The 21,338-nt window shown below is 58.6% G+C and carries 15 protein-coding genes and 5 pseudogenes; 3 read left to right on the top strand and 17 right to left on the bottom strand.

The features are described from left to right. Window positions 1-53: 53 nt before the first annotated feature. The 14 genes and pseudogenes from NJU76_RS22300 to NJU76_RS22365 form a co-directional block, all read right to left on the bottom strand. Window positions 54-200: pseudogene (locus NJU76_RS22300) on the bottom strand (ParA family protein); the annotation flags it as partial. 371 nt (window positions 201-571) lie between these two features. Next, window positions 572-772 carry a hypothetical protein gene (locus NJU76_RS22305; protein ID WP_254533948.1) on the bottom strand — a complete coding sequence of 67 codons (201 nt, stop codon included), beginning with the start codon at window positions 770-772 and terminating at the stop codon, window positions 572-574. Continuing rightward, window positions 711-905, bottom strand: a pseudogene (locus NJU76_RS22310) (MaoC/PaaZ C-terminal domain-containing protein); the annotation flags it as partial. The pseudogene NJU76_RS22310 and the gene NJU76_RS22305, both read right to left, overlap by 62 nt. A 75-nt stretch (window positions 906-980) precedes the next feature. Next, the gene (locus tag NJU76_RS22315; protein WP_254532668.1) at window positions 981-2,711 is read right to left on the bottom strand and encodes an acyl-CoA carboxylase subunit beta; all 1,731 of its coding nucleotides are present in this window, start codon (window positions 2,709-2,711) and stop codon (window positions 981-983) included. Window positions 2,712-2,717: 6 nt separating this feature from the next. Beyond that, on the bottom strand, window positions 2,718-4,490 hold the full coding sequence (locus tag NJU76_RS22320) for an acetyl-CoA carboxylase biotin carboxylase subunit (RefSeq protein ID WP_254532669.1): 1,773 nt from the start codon (window positions 4,488-4,490) through the stop codon (window positions 2,718-2,720). Between the two features lie 2 nt (window positions 4,491-4,492). Further along, window positions 4,493-5,659, bottom strand: a complete 1,167-nt coding sequence (locus NJU76_RS22325) for an acyl-CoA dehydrogenase family protein (protein ID WP_254532670.1) — start codon at window positions 5,657-5,659, stop codon at window positions 4,493-4,495. A gap of 56 nt (window positions 5,660-5,715) precedes the next feature. Beyond that, window positions 5,716-7,398 carry an acetate--CoA ligase gene (locus NJU76_RS22330; RefSeq protein ID WP_254532671.1) on the bottom strand — a complete coding sequence of 561 codons (1,683 nt, stop codon included), beginning with the start codon at window positions 7,396-7,398 and terminating at the stop codon, window positions 5,716-5,718. Window positions 7,399-7,584: 186 nt separating this feature from the next. Continuing rightward, on the bottom strand, window positions 7,585-8,991 hold the full coding sequence (locus tag NJU76_RS22335) for a UbiD family decarboxylase (protein ID WP_254532672.1): 1,407 nt from the start codon (window positions 8,989-8,991) through the stop codon (window positions 7,585-7,587). Then, window positions 8,988-10,508 (bottom strand): UbiD family decarboxylase, encoded by a 1,521-nt coding sequence (locus NJU76_RS22340; RefSeq protein ID WP_254532673.1) that lies wholly within the window; start codon window positions 10,506-10,508, stop codon window positions 8,988-8,990. Before NJU76_RS22340 ends, NJU76_RS22335 begins: the two co-directional genes overlap by 4 nt. A gap of 3 nt (window positions 10,509-10,511) precedes the next feature. After that, window positions 10,512-11,042 (bottom strand): ubiD operon protein, encoded by a 531-nt coding sequence (locus NJU76_RS22345; RefSeq protein ID WP_254532674.1) that lies wholly within the window; start codon window positions 11,040-11,042, stop codon window positions 10,512-10,514. 486 nt (window positions 11,043-11,528) lie between these two features. After that, window positions 11,529-12,932 carry a carotenoid oxygenase family protein gene (locus NJU76_RS22350; RefSeq protein WP_254532675.1) on the bottom strand — a complete coding sequence of 468 codons (1,404 nt, stop codon included), beginning with the start codon at window positions 12,930-12,932 and terminating at the stop codon, window positions 11,529-11,531. Window positions 12,933-13,008: 76 nt separating this feature from the next. Continuing rightward, complete coding sequence (locus NJU76_RS22355; RefSeq protein ID WP_254532676.1) at window positions 13,009-13,755, bottom strand: proteasome assembly chaperone family protein; 747 nt, start codon at window positions 13,753-13,755, stop codon at window positions 13,009-13,011. A gap of 235 nt (window positions 13,756-13,990) precedes the next feature. After that, complete coding sequence (locus NJU76_RS22360) at window positions 13,991-15,403, bottom strand: ATP-binding protein (RefSeq protein WP_254532677.1); 1,413 nt, start codon at window positions 15,401-15,403, stop codon at window positions 13,991-13,993. Window positions 15,404-15,635: 232 nt separating this feature from the next. Further along, window positions 15,636-15,743, bottom strand: a pseudogene (locus tag NJU76_RS22365) (transposase); the annotation flags it as partial. A gap of 34 nt (window positions 15,744-15,777) precedes the next feature. On the opposite strand from NJU76_RS22365, the gene NJU76_RS22370 reads away from it, so the two are divergent. Continuing rightward, window positions 15,778-16,053 carry a helix-turn-helix domain-containing protein gene (locus tag NJU76_RS22370; RefSeq protein WP_254532678.1) on the top strand — a complete coding sequence of 92 codons (276 nt, stop codon included), beginning with the start codon at window positions 15,778-15,780 and terminating at the stop codon, window positions 16,051-16,053. 156 nt (window positions 16,054-16,209) lie between these two features. On the opposite strand, the gene NJU76_RS22375 is transcribed toward NJU76_RS22370, so the two are convergent. Together NJU76_RS22375 and NJU76_RS22380 are read right to left on the bottom strand one after the other, a co-directional pair. Continuing rightward, window positions 16,210-16,998 carry a winged helix-turn-helix transcriptional regulator gene (locus NJU76_RS22375; protein ID WP_254532679.1) on the bottom strand — a complete coding sequence of 263 codons (789 nt, stop codon included), beginning with the start codon at window positions 16,996-16,998 and terminating at the stop codon, window positions 16,210-16,212. Window positions 16,999-17,866: 868 nt separating this feature from the next. Continuing rightward, window positions 17,867-19,039 (bottom strand): ISH3 family transposase, encoded by a 1,173-nt coding sequence (locus NJU76_RS22380; protein ID WP_254532181.1) that lies wholly within the window; start codon window positions 19,037-19,039, stop codon window positions 17,867-17,869. A 104-nt stretch (window positions 19,040-19,143) separates the two neighbouring features. Between NJU76_RS22380 and NJU76_RS22385 the strand changes: the two genes are divergently transcribed. Further along, window positions 19,144-19,566: a VOC family protein gene (locus NJU76_RS22385; RefSeq protein WP_254532680.1), complete on the top strand. Its 423-nt coding sequence runs from the start codon at window positions 19,144-19,146 to the stop codon at window positions 19,564-19,566. Between the two features lie 436 nt (window positions 19,567-20,002). Here the strand turns inward: NJU76_RS22385 and NJU76_RS22390 are convergent. Next, window positions 20,003-20,479, bottom strand: a pseudogene (locus tag NJU76_RS22390) (transposase); the annotation flags it as partial. 288 nt (window positions 20,480-20,767) lie between these two features. Here NJU76_RS22390 and NJU76_RS22395 point away from each other — a divergent pair. Further along, window positions 20,768-21,007 (top strand): annotated as a pseudogene (locus tag NJU76_RS22395) (acetyl-CoA hydrolase/transferase C-terminal domain-containing protein); the annotation flags it as partial. Window positions 21,008-21,338: the final 331 nt, after the last annotated feature.

Below are 21,338 nucleotides of genomic sequence, written 5' to 3' on the forward strand. Positions count from 1 at the left end.
GCCTGCGTCGTCGCTACTGAACGGATCACCGGCGCTTCCGCTTTTGGACCCCGTCATGCTTTCACCTCTTGCTCGAGCGCTCCAGGCTTAGGCGGATTTGGTGCCTCAATGCTGGCCTCCTTCTCGAGATAACGAGCCAGTTTGTCAAACTGTGCAAGTGTTTCGAGTTCGTAGTCTCGTTGGCGGGCGCGGTGATTACGGAACCTTTGGTCGAGGCAAGTCCTCACACGGGCATCACTTCGAGTTGTCTGTTTCATGTGCGTTTAAATTATACTAAGCATGAGAGAAAGTACAAGACTGATAACTTTATAGTTGGTCTGAAACGATAGCTGATGGGGGAGGGCGGTTCCCGTGGTGTCGGTCCCGGCGGGACCGGGATATTTCGCTACCAGCACCACACGAAACGGCCATTCCCTCTCCTTGGCGCACAGTTACCAGATAGAGTATATCATCTTTATAACTAAGATAATGACGAATATTATCTAATACTATTCCTTTGATAATATTACTCGAAGTTCGGTATCGACTCCGTGAACCGCCTCGGGGTCAAACCCCGAGGCACTCCCATTGCTTATCTGTAGAAGTAGCCCCGCTCGAGGAGGCGTTCGGCAGCTAGTTGCCATGTGTGTTCGGCAAGTTCGGGGGCAACAGCTTCGTAGTGAACCGAGAACTCGGTTAGCGAAATAGCGATCAGGAGGTTCTCGAGACGTCGTCCCGTCGGTGGTGTCGGGAATCGCGAGCCCAACGGCCAGACCCATCGCGTAGAGCCCATTGACCACCCGCCCGTCAAACTGCGTCTCCGAGGCGAACGCAGCGTCGAGATGCAGGGGTTGCTAGTTCATTTCCATGTCATAGAACTGCTGGTTGTCACGTTCGCTGATCGTCCGTCGCTTCTCGTGTTCAATGGTCTCGCCGACCTCAAAGTCCTCGTAGTAGCATCCTGTCGTGGCTGGAGAGGCTAATAACTGGGTAGCGGGCGATCAGAGGATCGTCCCGTGTTTCTTGTCTGGCAGGTCCTTCTCGACTGTCTCGTAGAACGCGAAGCGATTGGTGAGTTCGTCCCGCAGACTGCTCGGCGGGACGATTTCGTCGATGACGACTTCGCTCGCCATCCGGTGAACGTCGATGTCCTCGCGGTACTCCTCGCGGAGTTCCTGTTCTTTGCGCTCGCGCTCGTCTGGGTCGTCGATCTCAGCGAGCTTGCGCGCGTAAACGGCGTTGATCGCCGCTTCGGGCCCCATGATAGCGATTTCGCCCGAGGGCAGGCCGATGACACTCTCGGGATCGTAGGCGGGGCCGGACATCGCGTAGATGCCCGCGCCGTAGGCCTTCCGGACGACGACCGACTGTTTGGGCACTGTCGCCGAGGAGGTGGCGTAGATCATCTTCTTACCCTGCTCTAAGATCCCGTCTTTCTCGACCTGCGAGCCGGCCATAAAGCCTGGCGTGTCACAGAGATACAGCAGGGGAATGTCGTAGGCATCACAGGTCCAGATGAACTGGGCCGCCTTCTCGGCGGCATCCGGGAAGATCGCACCAGCTCGTTGGGCAGGCTGGTTGGCGACGATGCCGATCGGCCGGCCATCGATCCTCGCGAAGGCGGTGATGATCTCTTTGCCGAACTCCGGACGGAGTTCGAGCGTCGAGCCGGCGTCGACGACCCGGTCGATGACGTCGAACATGTCGTAGCCCTTGTTGGGTTCCCGTGGCACGATGGCGTCGATACCCTCGGGTGACTGTGCAGGTGCCTGCCCGTCCGTTTGGGGCGGTTTCTCGTCGCTGTTGTTCGGCAGGTACCCCATCAGTTGGGCGACCAGTTCTCGAGCGTGTTCCTCGTCGTCGGCGATGAGGTCCGCACTGCCGGAGTAGCCGGCGTGGATGTCCGGCCCACCGAGTTCCTGCAGGTCGATCTGTTCGCCGGTGACCATCTCGACCATACGCGGGCTAGCGATGGCCATCGCCGACATGTCTCGAACCATGACCGTGAAGTCGGCGAACACGGGCGTGTAGGCCGCGCCGGCGATACAGGGGCCATAGAGGACGCAGATCTGCGGCACGCGACCCGAGAGCATCGAGTGATTGTAGTAGTACTTCCCGATGCCCTCGCGGTTCGCGAAGAAGCCGGTCTGCTGGTCGATCCGCCCCCCCGACGAATCCATTAGGTACAACACCGGCTTGCCCGTCTTCAGCGCGCGTTGTTGCATCCGCAGGAACTTCTCGACGCCTTTCTCGGCCATACTGCCGCGTTTGACCGTGTAGTCGTTGGCCATGAAGTGGACGTCCCGGCCCTCGAACTCGGCAGCGCCCGTGATGAGGCCGTCGGCCGGCAGCTGGTCGTCTGCATCGAACTCCGCGAACCGGCCGTCCTCGAAGAGGAAGTCGTCACCGAACCAGAGATCAACCCGATCTCGGACGAACAGTTTGCCCTCCTCGGGCAACTGCTCCTTGTACTTCTCCGGGCCGCCCTCGAAGATTTCATCGATCTCCTCGAGCAGCCGTTCCTCGCGCTCAGTCGGCCCACGGTCCGCCTCCGGCTGGTCCTCAGTTTCGGCTTCGGCCGTCGCATCGGTGTCTCCGTCGTAGGACACACTACTCATCTCGTCGCCGCTGTCGGTGACAACGGTCACGTCCTCCCGGTACTGCGACGCCACGGCTTCAGCGATCGCTCGTGCTTCCGTTTCGGTCGTATCGTCTACAATCCTGATTCGCATCGGAAATCACTCTATTCGGACGAGGGTATCGCCCATATCAACGGAGTCGCCCTCTGCGATCGGGACCGATTCGACGGTCCCGCCGTGTTCGGCGACCACGTCGTTTTCCATCTTCATTGCCTCAAGCACGCAGACGACGTCGCCGGCGGCGACCTCGTCGCCTTCATCGACCGCGACCGAAAGAATGGTCCCCTGCATTTCGGCCGTGATGGCGTCGGCGGTGGCGACCTCGGCTGCACCCTCGGCCGCGAACCCGCCGTCGGAACCGCTGCCGGTGTCGGCGGACTTGGCCGTCGTCCGTGTGCTTGCGTCTTCGATGACGACGTCGAATCGTTTGCCGTCGACCTCGACGGCGACTTCTACTGTCGTCGACTCCGTAACGTCGCCGCCAGCCGCCTCTGCGGGCCCCCAGCGGTCGACAGCCGCCTCGAGCGCGTCGTCGTCGAGTTCCCGATCGAGGTACTTTGTAGTATGATCGCCGGCGACGAAGGCGTCGTCGTCGAGCAGCAGCCGGTGGAACGGGATCGTCGTGTGGACGCCCTCGACATCGAAGTGCTCGAGTGCGCGCTTCGAGCGTTCGAGACAGTGTTCGCGGTCCTCGCCGCTGACGATCAGTTTGCCGATCATCGAGTCGTAGTCGCCGCCAATCTCGTCGCCCTGTGCGACCGCGTGGTCGAGGCGGACGCCGATGCTCGTCGGCGGCCGGTAGGTCGTCAGTTGCCCAGGGGTAGGCGCGAAGTCGGCAGCCGGGTTCTCGGCGTTGATGCGGTACTCAACCGCGTGGCCGTCGATTTCGACGTCGTCCTGGTCGAAGGCGAGTTCCTCGCCTGCGGCGACCCGCAGCTGCCATCGGACGATGTCGATGTCTGTTACTTCTTCGCTGACAGTGTGTTCGACCTGAATGCGAGTGTTCACCTCCATGAAGTAGAATTCGCCGTCCTCGACGAGGAACTCCACCGTACCGGCGTTCGTATAGCCAGCCTCACGGACGCCCTGCCGGGCAGCTTCACCAATCTCGGCGCGCAGCTCGTCGTCGAGCGCCGGACTGGGAGCCTCCTCGATGACCTTCTGGTGGCGACGCTGCAACGAGCAGTCGCGTTCGCCGAGGTGGCGGACGTTGCCGTGCTGGTCGGCGAGTACCTGTACCTCGATGTGTTTCGGTGCATCGAGGTACTTCTCGACGTAGACCGAATCGTTGCCGAAGTAGGCCTTGCCCTCACGTTTGGCGCTCTCGAGGGCGTCGTCGACTTCGGCCTCGCTGCGGACGATCTTCATGCCACGGCCGCCACCGCCGCCTTCGGCCTTGATCGCGACCGGGTAGCCGTACTCCTCGCCCAGCGCTCGCACCTCGTCGGCGTCGCCGACCGGCTCAGTCGTCCCGGGGACGACCGGGACACCGGCCTCCTGCATGACGGAGCGTGCCTTCGTCTTCTCCCCGAGGGTCTCCATGGCGTCGCTCGATGGGCCGACCCACGTGATGTCGTCCGTCGCCTCGACGCGACGGGCGAACTCGGCGTTTTCAGCCAGGAAGCCGTAGCCGGGGTGGATCGCGTCCGCGCCTGCTCGCTGTACGACGTCGATGATCTCCTCCTGATCGAGGTACGACTCGCTGGCCGGTGCCGGGCCGACGTTGTACGCCTCGTCGGCGTAGTCGACGTGGCCGCCGTTGCGGTCGGCGTCGCTGTAGACGGCGACCGTCTCACAGCCCAGTTCCTCACACGCTGCCATCACACGGACCGCGATTTCGCCGCGGTTCGCTACGAGAACTTTCTCGAACATTGTCAGTAGGACCTTGGGAAGCCGAGCTGCTGGCCGATGTGGTTGTACGCCATCTGCTGAGAGACCGGAGCCAGCCGTGTGAGGTTGATCTCACGCCACCAGCGCTCGATGTCGTACTCCGTGGCGTAGCCCCAGCCGCCGAAGGCCTGCATCGACTGCTTGACCGCTTCGATGCCGGCCTCGACTGCCGTCGCCTTCGCGACGTTGGTCTCGTAGCCACACTCCTCACCCTGGTCGTAGAGCCAGGCGGCCTTCTCGCGCATGAGTGCGGCCGTTTCCATCCGCGCGTAGGCTTTGGTGATCGGGAACGAGACTGCCTGATGGCTCCCGATCGGGGCGTCGAACACTTCACGGTCGTTGGCGTACGCGATGGCAGTGTCTGCTGCCAGTTTCCCAATCCCCGTCCCGGCCGCGGCGAAGCCGATGCGCTCTGGATTGAGCATGTCGACGAGCGACCACCACCCCCCGTCTTCCTCGCCGAGTAGGTCCTCTTCGGGAACGCGAACGTCCTCGAGGAACACTTCACAGGACTTCGAGTAGTTGATGCCGTGTTTGGAGATCGGCGAGACGTCGATTCCGGCGGCGTCCATATCGACGATGAACAGGCTGATGCCATCGGTGCCCCGCTCGACCTCCTCGAGCGGCGTCGTCCTGGTGACCACGACCATGTTGTCCGCCCGGTCGGAGAAGGTGATCCACGCCTTCTGCCCGTTGAGGACGTACTCGTCACCGTCTTTCTCGGCGCGAGTGGCGACGTTTAGCGTGTTCGTTCCCGCTTCGGGTTCGGTGATGCCGATGGAGAAGTTTCGCTCACCCGTAGCGATGTCGGTGAGGTACCGCTCTTTCTGGGCTTCCGTGCCGTTCTCGCGGATGCCGACAGCGGCCATGCCCGCGGTGAGCACCAGATACCAGGTGCCGGCCATCCCACAGCCTTCGGCACAGAGCGTCTCCATTGCCAGTCCCATTTCCTGCATCCCCATGCCGGCACCGCCGTACTCTTCGGGGACCAGCAGGCCGTGGAAGCCGGCTTCCCCGAGTTCGTCCCAGAACCCCTGGGCGAACTCTCCATTTTCTTCTTTCTCGCGCCAATACTCCGGTCCGTAGTCGGCCGCGACTGCTTCCGCGGTCGAGCGGATCATCGTCCGTTCCTCGGTAGACTCGAAATTCATCGTGTAGTGTGTCGAAAGGTGATCGTCTGCGCTACTACTTCCCAGGTAAGGGATATTCACGTCGCCGGTTCGACCTCGTCTTCCGCCTCATCCTGCAGTTCTGTTCGACGGATCTTCCCGGTGACCGTCTTGGGTAGTTCGTCGCAGAACTCGAGTTCGCGCGGGTACTCGTGGGCCGACAGCTCCTCTTTGACGTGGGTCTTGATGTCCTCTTTGAGGTCCTCAGAGGGTGTCACGCCCTCGCTGGCCACGATGTAGGCTTTCACGATGTTGCCCCGTTCTGGGTGTGGTTTGGGCACGACGGCGGCCTCGGCGACGGCCTCGTGTTCGCCCAGCGAACTCTCGACCTCGAACGGGCCGATCCGGTAGCCCGACGAGAGGATGACATCGTCAGCCCGGCCCTCGAACCAGAAGTAGTCGTCCTCGTCTTTGTGCGCAAGGTCACCCGAGAGGTACCACTCGCCGTCGGGGCCGTCGACGAAACACGAGGCGGTCTTTTCCGGTTTGTTCCAGTATTCGGCGAAGAAACAGGGGTAGTCCCCGCGCTCAGCAATCTCGCCGGTCTCACCGGGCTCGAGTACTTCGCCCGTCTCGGGGTCGACGATGTCGGCCTCGATGCCCGGCAGCGGCTTGCCCATCGAACCTGGCCGGAGCTCCATTGTCGGGTAGTTGTTGATGATCATGTTGCCCGTCTCCGTCTGGCCGTAGGTGTCGAGGATGGTGACGCCGAGTTCGTCTTCGCCCCACTCGACGACGCCCGCCGACAGCGGCTCGCCGATCGAGAGCGCGTGACGCAGATCGAGGTCGACGTCCTCGAGGACCGCTTCATTCTCGCGGAGCATCCGGTAGGCCGTCGGCACCGAGAATAGCACGTTGATAGGATACTCGTCGAGCAGTTCAGCCCACGTCTCCGGGTCGAACTCGCCTTCGTAGGTGAACAGCGAGGTGCCCCAGAACCAGGCTCCGAGAGTGTTGATCGCGCCTGTCAGCCAGCCTAAATCGCCCGTACTCCAGTAGAGGTCACCGGGCTGTAGGTCGACGGCGTACTTCTGGGTCGCCGCGACACCGGCTACCCAGCGCTGTTTATGGAGGACGCCTTTCGCCAGCCCGGTCGTCCCCGAAGTGTAGTAGAGCAACGCGTTGTCTTCGCCGTCAGTGTCGGCGGCCTCGTACTCGGTGCTCGCGCCGTCGAGTGCCGTATTGAACACGACGTCGTCGGCGGGTGCGCCGTCGCCACGGTCGACGGTAATGACGTGTTCGACCGTCGGCGCATCCTCAAGCGCGTCTGCGACGGTCTCGCGGTTGTCGGTCGTTGTCACGAGGACCTTCGCGTCGCAGTCGTCGAGCCGATAGGAGATGCCGTCCGGCCCGAAGCGTTCGTTGACGCTCCCCCAGACGGCACCCCGCTTGAGCGTCCCGATCATAGCCACGTAGTGTTCCGGAATCCGTGGCATATACGAGAACACGCGGTCACCCTGCTTGACGCCCAGCCGCTCTAGGACGTCCGCGAACTGACTCGAGCGGTCTGCCAGCTCCCAGAAGGTCGTTTTCGTGAGCTCGCCGTCGGTATCGACCTGGTAGAGTGCGACCGTTTCCCGATCGGTCGCGTGTCTGTCGACGGTTTCGTGTGCGATGTTCAGTTCCGCCGGTGCGTCCCAATCCGCTTCCGCGTAGATGTCGTCCCACGAGAACTGCTCCCGCTCAGTCTCGTAGTCCGAGAGATTGTGGCTTGACACCATACATCCACTCGGATATCGTTCCCCTATATAATGCCACTGGTAAATTCTGCAGGATAAACAGATGAATATTGTATGTGTTCTCGGAATAATTTCGTTCTACCCGTTGCAGTGCTGCGTAAACAGACTGTTTACGGAATTCAATATAAAATACATGTTTAATTTAGATAGTGTTATGGGTGCTGTCATTCACTGTCCGCCGTGATCGTCTCGATTTGGGTTGTCATCGCTGCGTGTCCGCCACGCCGTTCGTGCGGTCTCACGAACGGCTGGCGGAAACGACGTTTCGAACGTGACCCGCGGCGCTATATAGGAGTCCTCCCAGCGAGGATCCCAAGCCGCATTGACGTACAACCGGGAACCGGTCTGCCCGTCCCGTCGGTACCGGGGCCGTCGGGCTGCCGGCGCGGACGCGTCGCTGAAGATCCAGTCTCGCGAGGGGTGTGCTTTCACCCAGATGTCCCCGAGTACACGGCCGAAATCCGTCGGTGCGACGTCTTCGTCGACGATGATGACGGTATCGAACAGCGACGAGAACGTAAAGAGAATGTTCGCGAGCTGCCACTCGAAGCCGGCATAGAGCACGTCGGTGGCGACGACACAGATGCCGAGTTCGGCTTCAGCCGGCAGGAGGACCCACTCGACGGGCGAGATCCCCCAGTAGTTGTTGACGCGGTGGGATAGCGTCGCCGCCGCCGTCACGGCCGTCAGCTGGAGATCGTCCGACAGCGGTCGACCGACGGGCGAGAACGGAACCACCGGCTCGTCGGTCGCGAGCACCCGCTCGACGGACAGCGCCAGTGGCGTGCTCTCGAGGCAGTATTCCCACGCCTCGCGCCGGTCCGACTGGAAGTCGGGATGGCGATCGGCGACAGTCGTCTCGATGACCACCTCCGTTGCGCTCGGCACGAGGCCACCGTTCGTGGGGACGAGCGGGACGTTGTCGGCGACGCCACAGGCCTGAACCGGTACCGCGAGACCGTCGGTCACGGCGAGCAAGTAGGCGGCCGTAATGGCGGCGGGCGGCACGCCGAGAGCGATCGAAATCGGCTCGTCGCCGTCTCCGAGCCTGGCCAGGGCTTCGGGCGTCCGGACTCTGAGCGTCTCCTCGCCGACGACCGAGCCCTGGATCGGCGCCCAATGTGTCCCATCGGCGGTCGCTATCGATGCGACACCCAGCGTCAGCGCGGGCCAGACGTCGTCAGCACCCTGTGGCAACGCCAGCGACTGCACACTGTCGAGGGTCTGCGACGCGGCCTGCCGGTCGTACGTCGGGCCGTCGGTCGCGCCGGCCGGCCCGAGGCCCGTGATCGTCTCGAGCATGGAGACGAACGGCTCGTCGGGATCCAGACCGAGCCCGAGCGCCAGCCGCGACCACGGCTGTGCATCCCGCCGCTGCATCCTGTCGGGGCCGCTGAACGCACCGCTCGCGAGGTCGACGCCGTCGGCCCGATTGTATCGGATCGCCGGCCCACTCGCGCGGAGTGCTTCGGCCGCGACGACATCGGGTGGAACGTCGTCGAATTCGTCGTCCGTGAGGGTCAGCAGGTCGCCGTCGCCATCCAGGCCACGGAGATACTGTGCGATGGGTATCATGGTAGCTCACCACCCTGTTGCTCGCGCTGTTCGAGGAGATCGAACGGTTCCGGCGAGACGCCCGCGTCGACGAGAATTCGCTGTGCACGTGCGCGCAGCGCCTCGGCGTTGGTATCGGTATCGTCTTCCGCTGGTCGATCGCTGGTCGCATCGATGTAGACCTTCGCGGTCTTGGCTTTCGAGGTGCCGACGTCGGCGCTGCCCTTCTCGTCGGGTGTCTGGTAGATGTTGAGCGGAACCTTCGGCATTCGCTCTACGCCGAACTGGTGAAAGTCCGTGTCTGGGTCGGCGTTCAACGCGATCGCCGTCAGGATGGCCCGCGGATCGTGTGTGTCGACCGTCGTATCTACGAACACGAAGAAATCGATGTGGAGCATGCCCCAGGTGGTAAAGACGAAGTTCGCCAGTTCGTGGAGATAGCCGGGATACGACCGTTCCGTCGCGATTACCCAGACGGTCCGGGAGGTAAACCGCCACGGGGCGGCGGCGTCGACGTCGAAGCCGGCTGCCTGCAGCCCCAGCGTCGCGTCGGGGCCGGCAGCGGCGGTCTGGAGCGTGCTGCTCGAGTTCTGGCCGTAACCGACACCAGTTCCCTCGACGCAAAACGGCACCCGTGGCTCAGTTCGGTGGGTGATCGCGTCGACCGCGAACACGGGCATCGACCGCCGCGGGCCGTTCATGTAGCCGAAATAATCGCCGAACGGACCCTCGTCGAGGCGTTCGTTCGGGAGGACGTGGCCCTCGATGACCAGTTCTGCCGTCGCCGGAACGTACAGGTCGTTCGTCTCGCAGGGGACGAGGTCGACGGCGTCGGCTTTCAGGCCGCCAGCGAAGGTCGCTTCGCTCCGCCCCGTCGGAATCCACATCTCGGTGCTGCATTGGACGGCCGGTTCCGCCCCGACGACAGCGGCCACCGGCATCGGCTCGCCGCGGGGTTCGTACTCGTAATAATACCGATTCGGGACCTGTTCACCTGCTAGAAACAACAGGCTGGCGAGCGCATCATCGTGGAACATCATCCGGTGGCTCGACCACTGGCCCCACTCCGTCTCTGGGTCCGGCGCGATGATGGTGTGCAGGTTCGAATACCGCCCGCCGTCGCTTCGATGTACGTAGGGCCAAGGGAACGACAGGAGGTCGACATCGGCGCCGGTATGAACGACGTCCTTGCAGGGTGCGCGCTCGGACTCGAGGTGCCGTGGCTCGCAGGGCGAGCGAAGGCGGTCGACAATCGCGTCGTAGTAGGCGGCCCCGGACAGGCCCGCCGATAACCCGAACGACTGCGCGAGGTGATCCCACGGCCGCCGCCGTGGGCCGCGGTACGGATCACCGACGAGCGCTGCGTCGACGTCGGTTGCCCCGACCGACTCGAACTGGGGAACCTCGCCGTCGGTCCAGTTGGCGAGCATCGTGATCGCGCTCGCCTCGAGGTCCCACGACACCGGCTCCTCGAACGTGACGAGTGCGTCGACATCGGCTAACAGTTGGAGATAGTCGCGAAACGAATCGGCTACCATGATTCACTGCTGGTCCATCAGCGCACGCCGGAGCGGATCTACCTTGAAATCGGTGCGAACAGCGTCGTATGTCTCCAGTAGCCCGGGGTGCTCCTCCGCGAGTCGCTCGAAGGCGAGTTCGCGGAGCGCCTCGGCGGTCGACTCGTACTGTCCCACTTCGACGAGGTAGGTGAGCACCACCTTGAGGTCGTCGGATCGGGTGTTAACGATGTTCGAGGTCGTTTCCTGCTCGCGTGCGAGTCGCCGCAGGAGGTCCTCGTTGATCCCCGCTGCGTCGATCTCGTCTAGAAGTTCGACGTACCACTCCTTGCTGACGGTCTCGTGTGGTCCGGTTACGACCGTCAGTCGCTGTGGGTTCGTCAGCGCGTCGGGTTCGTGAGCGATTCGGACGTGTGCCTCGAAGATTCGCTTGGTCTTGGCGTCGGTGATCTGCAGCGTCGTCTCTGTACACTCCTCGTCGGGCAGATGCTCCTCCGACGTAATGTAGTGGTCCGACGAAGCACCCTCTTGCTGATCACGTGTCCCGTGTCTCATACCCTCATGCACCACTGAATCATCGTTACGCGTCACCCCCATAAAGGGACGTGGTTGTCCAAAGGGTGCTGGTCGAATCGGAGCCTGTTCCCCAACAGTACGTGACGACCGCCGATATGCAACTTTGACTGCCGACCTACAATTCTTCAAGGAGTCGCTCTGTGATCGTTGTGGGGCGATCCTCTCGGGTGTCTTCGGCGACTTCGAATATCTCGGTGTCGTCGCGGTCCTTGACCTCGCCAATGAATCTCTCGGTGGAGCGATGACATCCTCTCCGGCGTGAACGCCGGGGGCTCCTCTCGCGTGACGTCGGTCGCTCCGACACCACCGGAGGCACGATTCCCCTCGCGGGTACTCCGGGTTGCACGCACGCCGTCGGGCCTCGTCTGAGGCGTGGGATGCTTGGGTATGTACTCACACGTTCGTGGTTGAAACTACACTGAGACTTCCACGGAGGACATCGCGCCCTTCAGGCCGTAGAGGATGTCATACGTTCTGGAAGAAACGGCCGTGGAAACCAAATGGTTCCGCATGTGGGAGAACGGCCCGCGCCTGGACCTCCAGCGTCGTTGCGTCAAAGATCATGAGTTCCGTCCGCTCACGTTGGGTGTTCAGCGCCGTCGCGAGCACGACCCCCTCGTCTTCGTTGTCAGCATCAGGATGCTGGATGGGAATTGGTTCCTCAATATAGACCGACTGCTTCCACCACTCCCTGGCGGTGCCTGTCTCACAATCCACTTTGACAAGTCCGTTTGCCCCTGTGCGGTCGGTCGCCTGTCCGTATGCATAGCGGTGGTGTCGGCCGACGACTGAGCGGGCAATGCGTGGCATCTCCATCGCGCCATCGTAGAGTCGCGTCCGGCTGACCGTGTTCGAGTCGGGGTTGATGCGGTACCGCATCAAGTGGGCATCGGGCACGTCTGGGAAGTTGCCGCCGTCGAGTTCAGACAGTGACATGGTGTCGACGATGTCGCCGTTCGGGAACTCCACGAGGTCGAGGACAATCGTCTCATTGTCGACGTAGGCGTTGACATGGTGGAAGGTGAAGGCCGGCTCGGACGTTGGATCGGCCACAATGTCGCCGGTATTCCGATCGACCACGAGCACGCGTGTGTCGCGCTCTGGCTGCCAGTCAAGCATGTCGATTGCACCCTCGGTAAACGGATTCAGTGCCCGAAACACCGACAGGACGAGCGGCGACTCCACGACGATAACGTGGTTGGCGGTGACGCTGCAATCGTGGATATACGCCGGCCCATTCGCGTCGATGGAGGCGATACCCTCTCGCGTGCGACTCCCAGCCGGGAGACGGTAGAGGTGATACTGTGGTGTCCGACCGAACTGCGTGGCGAAGCCGACCAACTCGTCCCGGTGAGGGTCGTCGACGAAATGCGCGGTCGTAATGTGTTCGGGCAGGTCGTCGTGGAATCGAAAGCGCCCGCGTGTCTCGAGCGTCTCGGGATCGAAGGTGACCCGGCGCGGGGTCTCGGTGAGTGCGACGTATTCGCCGTCGATGCGGGCGACGTGAACGTTCGCATTGTCGGTCGGATCGGGGACTCCTAGAGAGGTCACGGTCTCGAGGATACGACGCCAGCCACGTGTGTCGGTGCCAAACTGGCCGGTCAGCCGACCGTCCATTGCCTCCGCGTAGGCATCGGTGCGGAGGAACCGGTTCGAGTAGCGGAGCAAACCGTCGTTGAAGGCGTAGCGGCGGAGCATCGCTAGACCGTCGAACCAGTGGTTGACGCGGCGATCACCGACCTCGAAGCGAGCGGGGCCGTTGCGAATCAGCGTCCCAGAGAGCCAGTTGGGGATGGAGCCCTCGACCGTCGGGTAGTGGTCGTGGACTTCGGAGGTGAGCGAGTGAAAGCCAGCGTCGGATACTGTCACGGCCACGTATTCGGGTGAAACAGCAATCAATCCTTCGTGCGCGTCGATCTGAATCTAGATCGCGTGATTTGTCCCACTACCGGAACATCCCTCGGACGGGTTCTTCCTGTTGCCCCTGTGTCTGTTGTATCTGTTGTGCGACCTGCTGTTTCTGGCGCTGAATTTCCTCTGCCTGCTCGCGAAGCTCGGTCGTATCAATATCAAACTCGACGAGCGGTTCAAGCGCCGTCTCGATCACGGACTGAGCTGCAGCCGGATCCGGGAGACGCGGGTCTGCGCGGACAAGTAGCAATGCTGCTGGAATATCTGCCTGATAACAGGCATCGATGAGTGCACCGGTCACACCACCCACGGCACCGGAGTCCTCTGCTAACTCAACCCCGGCGTCCTCGAGGTCCGTCTTCACTGCCTCGGTCGTCGCAACGCCGACGACATCGCCTTGCTGTTCCTCGGACTGGGCCGGCGCACCAGCAAGGAAGATCGCCCGGCTGAAGTCGTCCACGAGTTCGTTCAGAACGCACTGACTCAAATCGGTGAACGCGTCTTCCGGGATTGGGACATCACTCTGCAGCGTCATAATGTCCGGATCCGTTCCACCATAGACACGTATTGTATCTTGAATCATTCCGTCTGTGAACGACGCCACAGGCGGAAAGGCATCGGACCGAATCGACCCGTACTCCTCGAGTCCAAGCTGATCTGTGATTTGATCGACGGCGATCGACGCAACTAGCCCATGACCTGGCAACCCTTCGACCAGCGTCGGTGACTCCGCATCAAGCTCGGTCGACCGGTGAAACAGCGCGTCAGATGTATTTGCCATGATGCTCGTCGGACTACACCGACCCGTCACATATGCCTACGGCCTACAGGGCACTGCCACGTTCGAATTTTCCCGAGTGTGCTCTGTCCTCGAAAGCAGGTCTGCTTTGCTATGGGAACGCCTCACGGACGCACCGCGAGTCGAGAGTCGCCGTATGATAGTATTCATATCTAATTCGCCAACAGAAATCGTCATTTCGTGGGAAATCGTCGGCTACTACTAGACGACATGATCATCATGTGTGTTTAGGCCGATCTGATGCTGAGAACGCATTTACAACGTCAGTGACGGTGAACAGACGGAGATCATCTCGTTGGGCAGCTGCCTCTTCAACTGACGTCTTGAAGCCACTTCGTGAGAAGAGCGCATACTCCACAACACGGTCGCTCCCATCTTGTGGCGACCATCGAAGTTCGTCAGCGTGGGTATGAAGGTTCGAAAGCGCGTCGTATCCGAGTGGTGATTGCTGGAATTTGCACTCGCCAACAATCAGCGTCTCTCCGGATGTGAGACCGACAACGTCGATCTCGTGCTCACCGTACCACCATTGTCCAGTGTTTGTAATCGTGTAGTCCGGGTACAGCACCCGAAGTGCAGAACAGCAGAGATCTTCAAACGACCGACTTACGAAGTCAGCCAGTTCCGGTTCGATCAGCGCTTCGTAGGCATCGTCTCCCAATTCGTCGTACTGTTCACCCGTCCCATACACGAAGTGAAACCAGAACCGGAAGAACGGGTCACGAATGCGGTACCGACTGCGCTTGCTCCGCTCTTTCTGTTCCGTGATTGGGACGTGCTGGTCCACGAGCCGCAACCGAGACAGTCGGTTGAGGTACTTCGATAATTGATTGTAGTCGATACCGGTTGTTCCTGCGATCTCATTCCGGCTAGTATTCCCACCAGCGATGGCTTCTAGAATCGAAAAGTACCGAGTCGGCTCGGTGAGTTCCATTCGGAGGACGTAGTCGGGCTCATCGTGGAGGGTGCCATGTCGGGAGAGGATCGTCCGCAGAATATTCTCTGCGAGCGTCGCGGCCGGTGAAACCTCTTCCAGATAGTACGGAACCCCACCGAAAACCCCCCACGTGAGCACCTGCTCATCCGCAGTATATGAGTCGTCGAAGAACTCCATCGCGGCGTTGAACGGAAGTTGTCTAATATCGAGTTTCAATGACGAGCGACCGTAGAGCGGACTATTCCCGAGCATTGCCGCGTCTTCCATCACACTGATTGACGACCCGACAAGCACAAACGTTACAGCTGAATCATCAAGTTCGTGATCGAACATCGCCTGTAACACGGATGGAAGGCTCTCATCTTGCTCAACGAGATACGGGAACTCGTCAAGGACAATGATCGCATCCTGTTCAGCGAGATACCCAAGAATCTCATCCCAGTTTTCCCGAATCCGACCCGCCCCGGGATAGGATTTTGCAGCCATCTCGATAAACTGCCGGAGTTGAAGCTCACTCGTTTTCTGCTTTGCCTGATATACGACGGCATCATCGTACTCCTGAAGCGATTCTCGGACGAGCGCGGTTTTCCCGAGGCGGCGACGTCCGAATATCACCGCGAGTTCAGCGTCGTCTGAATCGTAGAGGTCCTGGAGGCGGGCGAGTTCCTCCGTCCGATTCACGAAATCGGCCATATGTCCCATACCGCTGGGCGGATAATAATATTTCTGGTTATCATACTCTGAAGTACGATACTCTAAAGTATCATATCTTAGAATAGGCTCAAGTGTACAAGATTTTTGTTCAATCTACTTGAATAATACGTATACGAATTCATCGATCACATCGAATTAGGATACGTGTCTACAGGCGGAGCAGGCCGAGTGCCTCGGGGCTTGACCCCGAGGGTGAAGGTCGTAAGCCCCGCTAAACGTGTTCCGTTCGATTAAGATACTGCTCAATCGTGTTACTCGAAACGTCGCCAGCCGTCCCCACATAGTATGATTCCTCCCAGAACTCACCGCCCCATAGGTACAACTGGGTCTCCTTCAGGGACCCCGCGCGCTCTTTGATCGTCCAGGCAGTACTCGACACCCTCCTGGAGGCGGTGACTGTTGACGTTCGAAAGGTCGGGATGTACACGAAAGCTATTGGCGGACTACTGACTGATCGCCAGCGGGAAGCCATCGAGGTCGCATGGAAGGCTGGATACTACGAGGTGCCACAAACGGGAGGAATCGAGGCTGTGGCTGACGAGCTAGAATGTGCCGTCTCGTCGGCATCCGATCTACTTCGACGAGCAGAGTTTCGACTAGTTTCGGACGCCCTCAGAACAGAGATGTAACGTCGGCCACTCGGACACAACGCCAGTTGCATCGCGTTCGTTCAGTGAAGGAATCTAGGTACTTGGCAGCTGAACCGCTGTAGGGACTGTGTCGCATTCGCGCGTTGTATTTTGCAGACACTTCCTAAACTACCCGATATCTGTCAAAGTGCATGTTTATTCAGTATTCCTTTCACTTCCAACCAACCCTTTCAGGATCCGCAATTCTTCTTCTTCGGATATCTGGTCCGAGTGCATGCAAGCATGGACGACCTTATGAACGAGATCTGGATCATCAAAGGCGGTTTGTGATCGAGATTCCTTTTCTAGATTTTGCTCTATGCCCTGGATACGCTGATGGAGTTCATCAATTTCGTGAGCGAGATCCGGACTTGACTGATTTGCTGACATTTTTGTTTCTTTTGGTGATTTTTTGTTTTCAAATATTTGCTTGACAAACTCATGACGATCGTTCCACTCGAATCCATCGATACTATTTACCCGATGACAAATTGTCGAACTACTGATATCGAAATCCTCAGCAAGTTCCTTTTGCGTGGCTTCCGGATTTTTGTGAATAGCGCGAAGAGTTTCTTGCTGTTTATCAGTTATCTTCTCATAATCAATTTCATTTTCCTGGTCCGATTCTCCTTCTTGGATTGATGGATTACCTTCCGTCACTACGTCAGTTGTTTGGGAAGGAGACTCCTCTTCCACCTCAGTTGGTGAATCTGCTACTGGATCACCATATTCCTCAAGGACTTGTTCTACTAGGTCTGCCGATACGCCATTTACTAACTCTGCCAGCTCTTCGATAGACGCGTCAGGCTCATCTTCTGCGACATCGAGAATTTTCTTGTGGACGATTGCCCGTGGGAAAGTTGATGATCCCTTTTTACCCCCTGTTTGTGATGGCTGTGATGACTCACTCATATCGCTCCCTGCTTGCCAGTTAATGGCAACCACACCGATTCGAGGAAGTGAGTACTATTATAGATTAGTATCGGCTATTTTCTAATTGTTAGTTAATATATCTATAGTGAATTGTATAATTATCTTCTAGCTTTATCTCTATTTTCAAAATTGTAGCTTTTCGATCGGTACTGTTGAGTAAGTTTTTCACCTGCACGTATCGATCGGCCACACATCTGATAGGAGAACAACCACTTTGCTGACTATGTGCTATCTATTCTTGGCATCTACCGAAGAGATCAGTTGCTTCTCTGTTGGCTACTTGACGCCAAAACGGTGAAGCCACAGGGCGTGCCCCCGTGGTACTTCCCAGGAAGAGCGTGTCATACAATGGTTCCCAAGAAGCAGTATTCACGGGCTCGATGTCGAGCAACACCCATGACTGCCGAATCACAGAGGGTTGCACGGGAATTGGAAGCTGTATAATCGCGAGGTAAAGGGGATGAGACGTATGCTATGACATGCTGCATTGAGAAACTGTAGTCCTTTGGCCTGACTGCGTGTCACGTTGTTCGTCATACTTCTGAGACGCTCTCTAATCAAAAGTCACCTGCTGGCGTTAAACCTCGGAAGTACAGATAGAACAGTTGGCAAACTCCGCCCGAGGAACGCTACGTACAGGAGACGAACTGTTCACTGCCGGAATCGACTAGCGCCGTCGCAGATATACTCTCGGTACTTCCCGAGCGTCGCTTCGTGAGCTGTGCTGAGTCACGATGACCGGAGTGAACGCTAGTGTGATAGCTGAGTGAAGGAGAAATAGAGTCCACAGATGGAGAGAACCGAACCGAGAAAGCTGGGATACGCTGTTCTAAGCGAATGCTGCTGCTCGTCAGGTCCCGCCCAAGGCCGCGGGCTGGCGTCAGCCCGCGGCCGATGCGTATGTTTCTGGCACACCGACGCCGTTCATCTTAATCTCCCACCTCCGCTCTAACTCTTCCTCTAATGCGTGTCTGATCCAGTCAGAGAAGGTCTTGAACGTGAATTCCTCGGGCAGGTCGCGCCCGCCCCATCGTGGGCGGGCGACGACCGCCCATCGAAGCACAAGCCAGAGGTTCTCCAACAAGAATCCAATCAAGACGAACGCAAAGCGGATGACTGGATCCTGTGTCGTTGTTATTACCCGCGCTTGGCGGAATACACGGTAGCTCGTCTCGATCGCCGATCGTTTCCGATAGAGTCGTTCGACCTGCTTGGGCGTGCGATCGGCCAGATCGCACGCCACATACCCTCGCACAACCTCTCCGCTTTTCCCTCGATTTCCAGCGTGATAGGACACAGCGACCGCGAGCGGGAATTCCAGTTCCCGCTCGCGGCCTTTGTACATCCGATAGGTCGTCATGTACGAGCAGTGCGTATTCAGCTTCTTCCTCATGCGCTTGCCCTTCTTTTGGACGGGAACGACAGTCGCAGCAATCTCCCGTGAGCGGCGCAGAATACGTTCGTTGTAGAAGCCACGATCAGCCAAGAGCAACTCTATCTCGAAGGGATAGGCTTCGACGCGGTCGAGGACGCGCTCGACCGCGTCGGCCTCTTTCTCATCACTACGGACGTACGTCATCGCCAATGTCACTGGCTTTCCGTTCGAGACGAGATACGCCGTGCAGTACCGGTGGCACGTCGTTGTTCCGTCTTTTGCGTGCATGCGGCAGAGTTCACCTTCTTCATCGGCGTACGTTCCGTGGTAGGGGTTATCGACGAAGTCAATGGAGACGATCCTCGACCGATCAGGGTCGAGGATCGTCATCGCCAACTCCTTGAGAAGGCGGTTAGCAACCCGCTCAAGCCACTCTCGGTTGAGCGTATGTAGCCAGTCCATGACAGTATCGTCACAGGCAGCGTTGTCGTTGTCCTTGCACGTCTCCCAGATGGAGGTCTGGTTCACTGCTGCAAGAACCACGACAGCCCAGATATCGCCGGGATCGAGGGGCGAGCCCTCGATCCCTGGCAAAGGGAGCTGGCAGATGACGTCTTCCGCTAAATCTTTCACGTCCGAGTCCGAAAGAACACCGTCTGGCTGAGGGGTTTTGAACACATTCACTCAACCAGACATCTTCCTCATCAGACCCACGCTTTAGCTTCAGCTCTCACACCAGTCGGGAAATACCGACTCTTGGATATCGCCGTACTAGTCCGGTCATGGACCCACGGATCACCGTTATTACATTGGGGGTCGGCAACCTGGAAGAATCACTCGCCTTTTATCGTGATGGGTTGGGCTGGCCGACGGAGGGTATCGTCGGGGCTGAATTCGAAGGTGGCGACGTTGCTTTCCTTCCATTGAACAATGGCTTACAGCTCGCACTCTATCCAAAAGATCAGATCGCGGAAGACGCGAACGTTGCTGGAACGGTAACGAGTTCTGCGGAGTTCACCCTCGGCCACAACGTTGCGTCGAAAGAGGACGTCGATGCGGTGATAATGACAGCAGAACAAGCAGGAGCGGAGATTACCGACTCGCCCCGCGACCGCGTCTGGGGCGGGTATTCAGGACACTTTAAAGACCCGGACGCCCACCTCTGGGAAGTTGTTTGGAATCCGGAATTCGAAATCAAGGGATAGACTCACCTCCTCAGTCACGCTTCGGAATTACGCGACGGATAGCATCAGCTCTCTGCTCTGTTTGCACACCTACTGAGCGACTAATTCCTGACACCGTCGGTGAGAACAACACCTCGTGAGGAATTCTACGACATGCTCAGGAAGGCTAACAAACAGAGATAGTACTATTTCTTGCTGGTGACCGATGATTCAATCGGTGCGAAGGACTTTGTCGGCTCAAAGAACGCCTTGAGAAAGAACCCGGTTTGTCCAACGTGCAGTATCGATTGTCATGACTCCGTCTTCGACCTATTGGTTGTCCTCTATTGTCTCCATAACAGTCATTAGAAGTAATTGCTCATATCTGGAATCGAGAGTTGCTCACGCGCGGTAGCGATTGCTGTTGTGAATTCAGGTAATAGTTGAAGAATCAGTTGTTGAGCGCTGCTTGTATCTATCTCCAGCACTCTTCAACCGGATCGAGTTCCAGCGAATATGCTGGTAGTGTGACCAAGGCAAGGTCGTCACGGGCCGCGAGATTCGTGACGGCCGCCGCCTGAAAATACGACACTTCATCTAGCACAACAATCAAATCGCTTTCGAAATTTCACAAAATACTAATGTGAAATATTTTGCGTGGGCGACAGTGATGTACTCTGGCAACACTTTTGTTGCTCTTTTCCTGAGAGTTTTCGTTTTTCCCAGATCGATGAGCATCAGTAACAGCCTGCCCAAGCGACTCGACATTGACGAGTCGTTTGAGCCAGCTATCGATCGTTCGTCGCTGGATATCGTACCACGTGGAGAGTCCAGCCTGCGTGACGCCGTTTTTGTCCGCTATTGCCGCTAGTAGCCGTTGTTTCATCTTCTTTCCTTCTACGTTGTCGAGCGCATTTTGCAAGTCCGCGACAGAGACCTCGTCGAGATGATCCACTGCACTCAGCAATATATATTGAGTAAAAAGTTCTAACGGATACTATAGCTCTATAAAACTCCGCCGTGTTGAATAGCACCTTCTGAGCAGAGATGAAGCAACGCCAGTTCTGAGGTCCCTCACGTCAGCAGTTCATAAGGCAACTCCAGCAGTAGCTCCTCAATGCGTTTCTCGATATGAAGCGATATCCAGAGTCAGTACCAACAGCTCGGGTCGACATTCGGTGGTTCACGACTGGGGATTTCTCATTCCGCTATGTCGAAGACCACGACGGTGGGAGCCGTGCACGATGCCGGCCGACTCGAGTCCGCGAGTGCGACGTCGCTGGCACTCACCGACGAAGGACAGGAGCGACTCTTCGCGGACGTCGAACGCTACGCACAGGACGTCGTTCTTCGTCCGGCAGACGTCTCGAACCATCCTGGATTGATCGATCAGTTCGACGTGATTGGGGTCAACAATGCGATTGAGTTCGACATCTACGGAAACGTCAACTCGACGCACGTCGGCGGTTCCGCTGACTTCAACTCATGCCGACCGGTCAAGCGGAGTCCCTTCCCTACTCACTCGCTTCGCTCGTTCCTTAAGGAAAGGGAGGAGCGCACGCAAATTGTTAAGACTGGCCGCATCGTTGGAGTAACTGTCCATGACGGGCCACAGACAGTCCGCGAGGATTGGCGTGCCAACGGAGCCACGGTGCGTTTCTCGACATGGACGGGTCGCAGTCAACCGACCCCGAAAGACGGACCGACGAAACGAACGTGACGCCCTGTGCCTCTCCGTCGCTCGTGACCAAACGGGCGTAGAGTGGAGGTCACGTCTAATTAAATTGCCTCTGGCGTCTGGCTGTTCGCTACAA

The sequence above is a fragment of the Natrinema gelatinilyticum genome (genome assembly GCF_024266705.1).
GTDB classification, from domain to species: Archaea; Halobacteriota; Halobacteria; order Halobacteriales; family Natrialbaceae; genus Natrinema; species Natrinema gelatinilyticum.

Excerpts from the sequence above, each read along its gene's own strand:
- NJU76_RS22305 (WP_254533948.1), bottom strand. The coding sequence starts at position 772 with ATGGGCTCTACGCGATGGGTCTGGCCGTTGGGCTCGCGATTCCCGACA.
- NJU76_RS22315 (WP_254532668.1), bottom strand. The coding sequence starts at position 2,711 with ATGCGAATCAGGATTGTAGACGATACGACCGAAACGGAAGCACGAGCG.
- NJU76_RS22320 (WP_254532669.1), bottom strand. The coding sequence starts at position 4,490 with ATGTTCGAGAAAGTTCTCGTAGCGAACCGCGGCGAAATCGCGGTCCGT.
- NJU76_RS22325 (WP_254532670.1), bottom strand. The coding sequence starts at position 5,659 with ATGAATTTCGAGTCTACCGAGGAACGGACGATGATCCGCTCGACCGCG.
- NJU76_RS22330 (WP_254532671.1), bottom strand. The coding sequence starts at position 7,398 with ATGGTGTCAAGCCACAATCTCTCGGACTACGAGACTGAGCGGGAGCAG.
- NJU76_RS22335 (WP_254532672.1), bottom strand. The coding sequence starts at position 8,991 with ATGATACCCATCGCACAGTATCTCCGTGGCCTGGATGGCGACGGCGAC.
- NJU76_RS22340 (WP_254532673.1), bottom strand. The coding sequence starts at position 10,508 with ATGGTAGCCGATTCGTTTCGCGACTATCTCCAACTGTTAGCCGATGTC.
- NJU76_RS22345 (WP_254532674.1), bottom strand. The coding sequence starts at position 11,042 with ATGAGACACGGGACACGTGATCAGCAAGAGGGTGCTTCGTCGGACCAC.
- NJU76_RS22355 (WP_254532676.1), bottom strand. The coding sequence starts at position 13,755 with ATGGCAAATACATCTGACGCGCTGTTTCACCGGTCGACCGAGCTTGAT.
- NJU76_RS22360 (WP_254532677.1), bottom strand. The coding sequence starts at position 15,403 with ATGGCCGATTTCGTGAATCGGACGGAGGAACTCGCCCGCCTCCAGGAC.
- NJU76_RS22385 (WP_254532680.1), top strand. The coding sequence starts at position 19,144 with ATGGACCCACGGATCACCGTTATTACATTGGGGGTCGGCAACCTGGAA.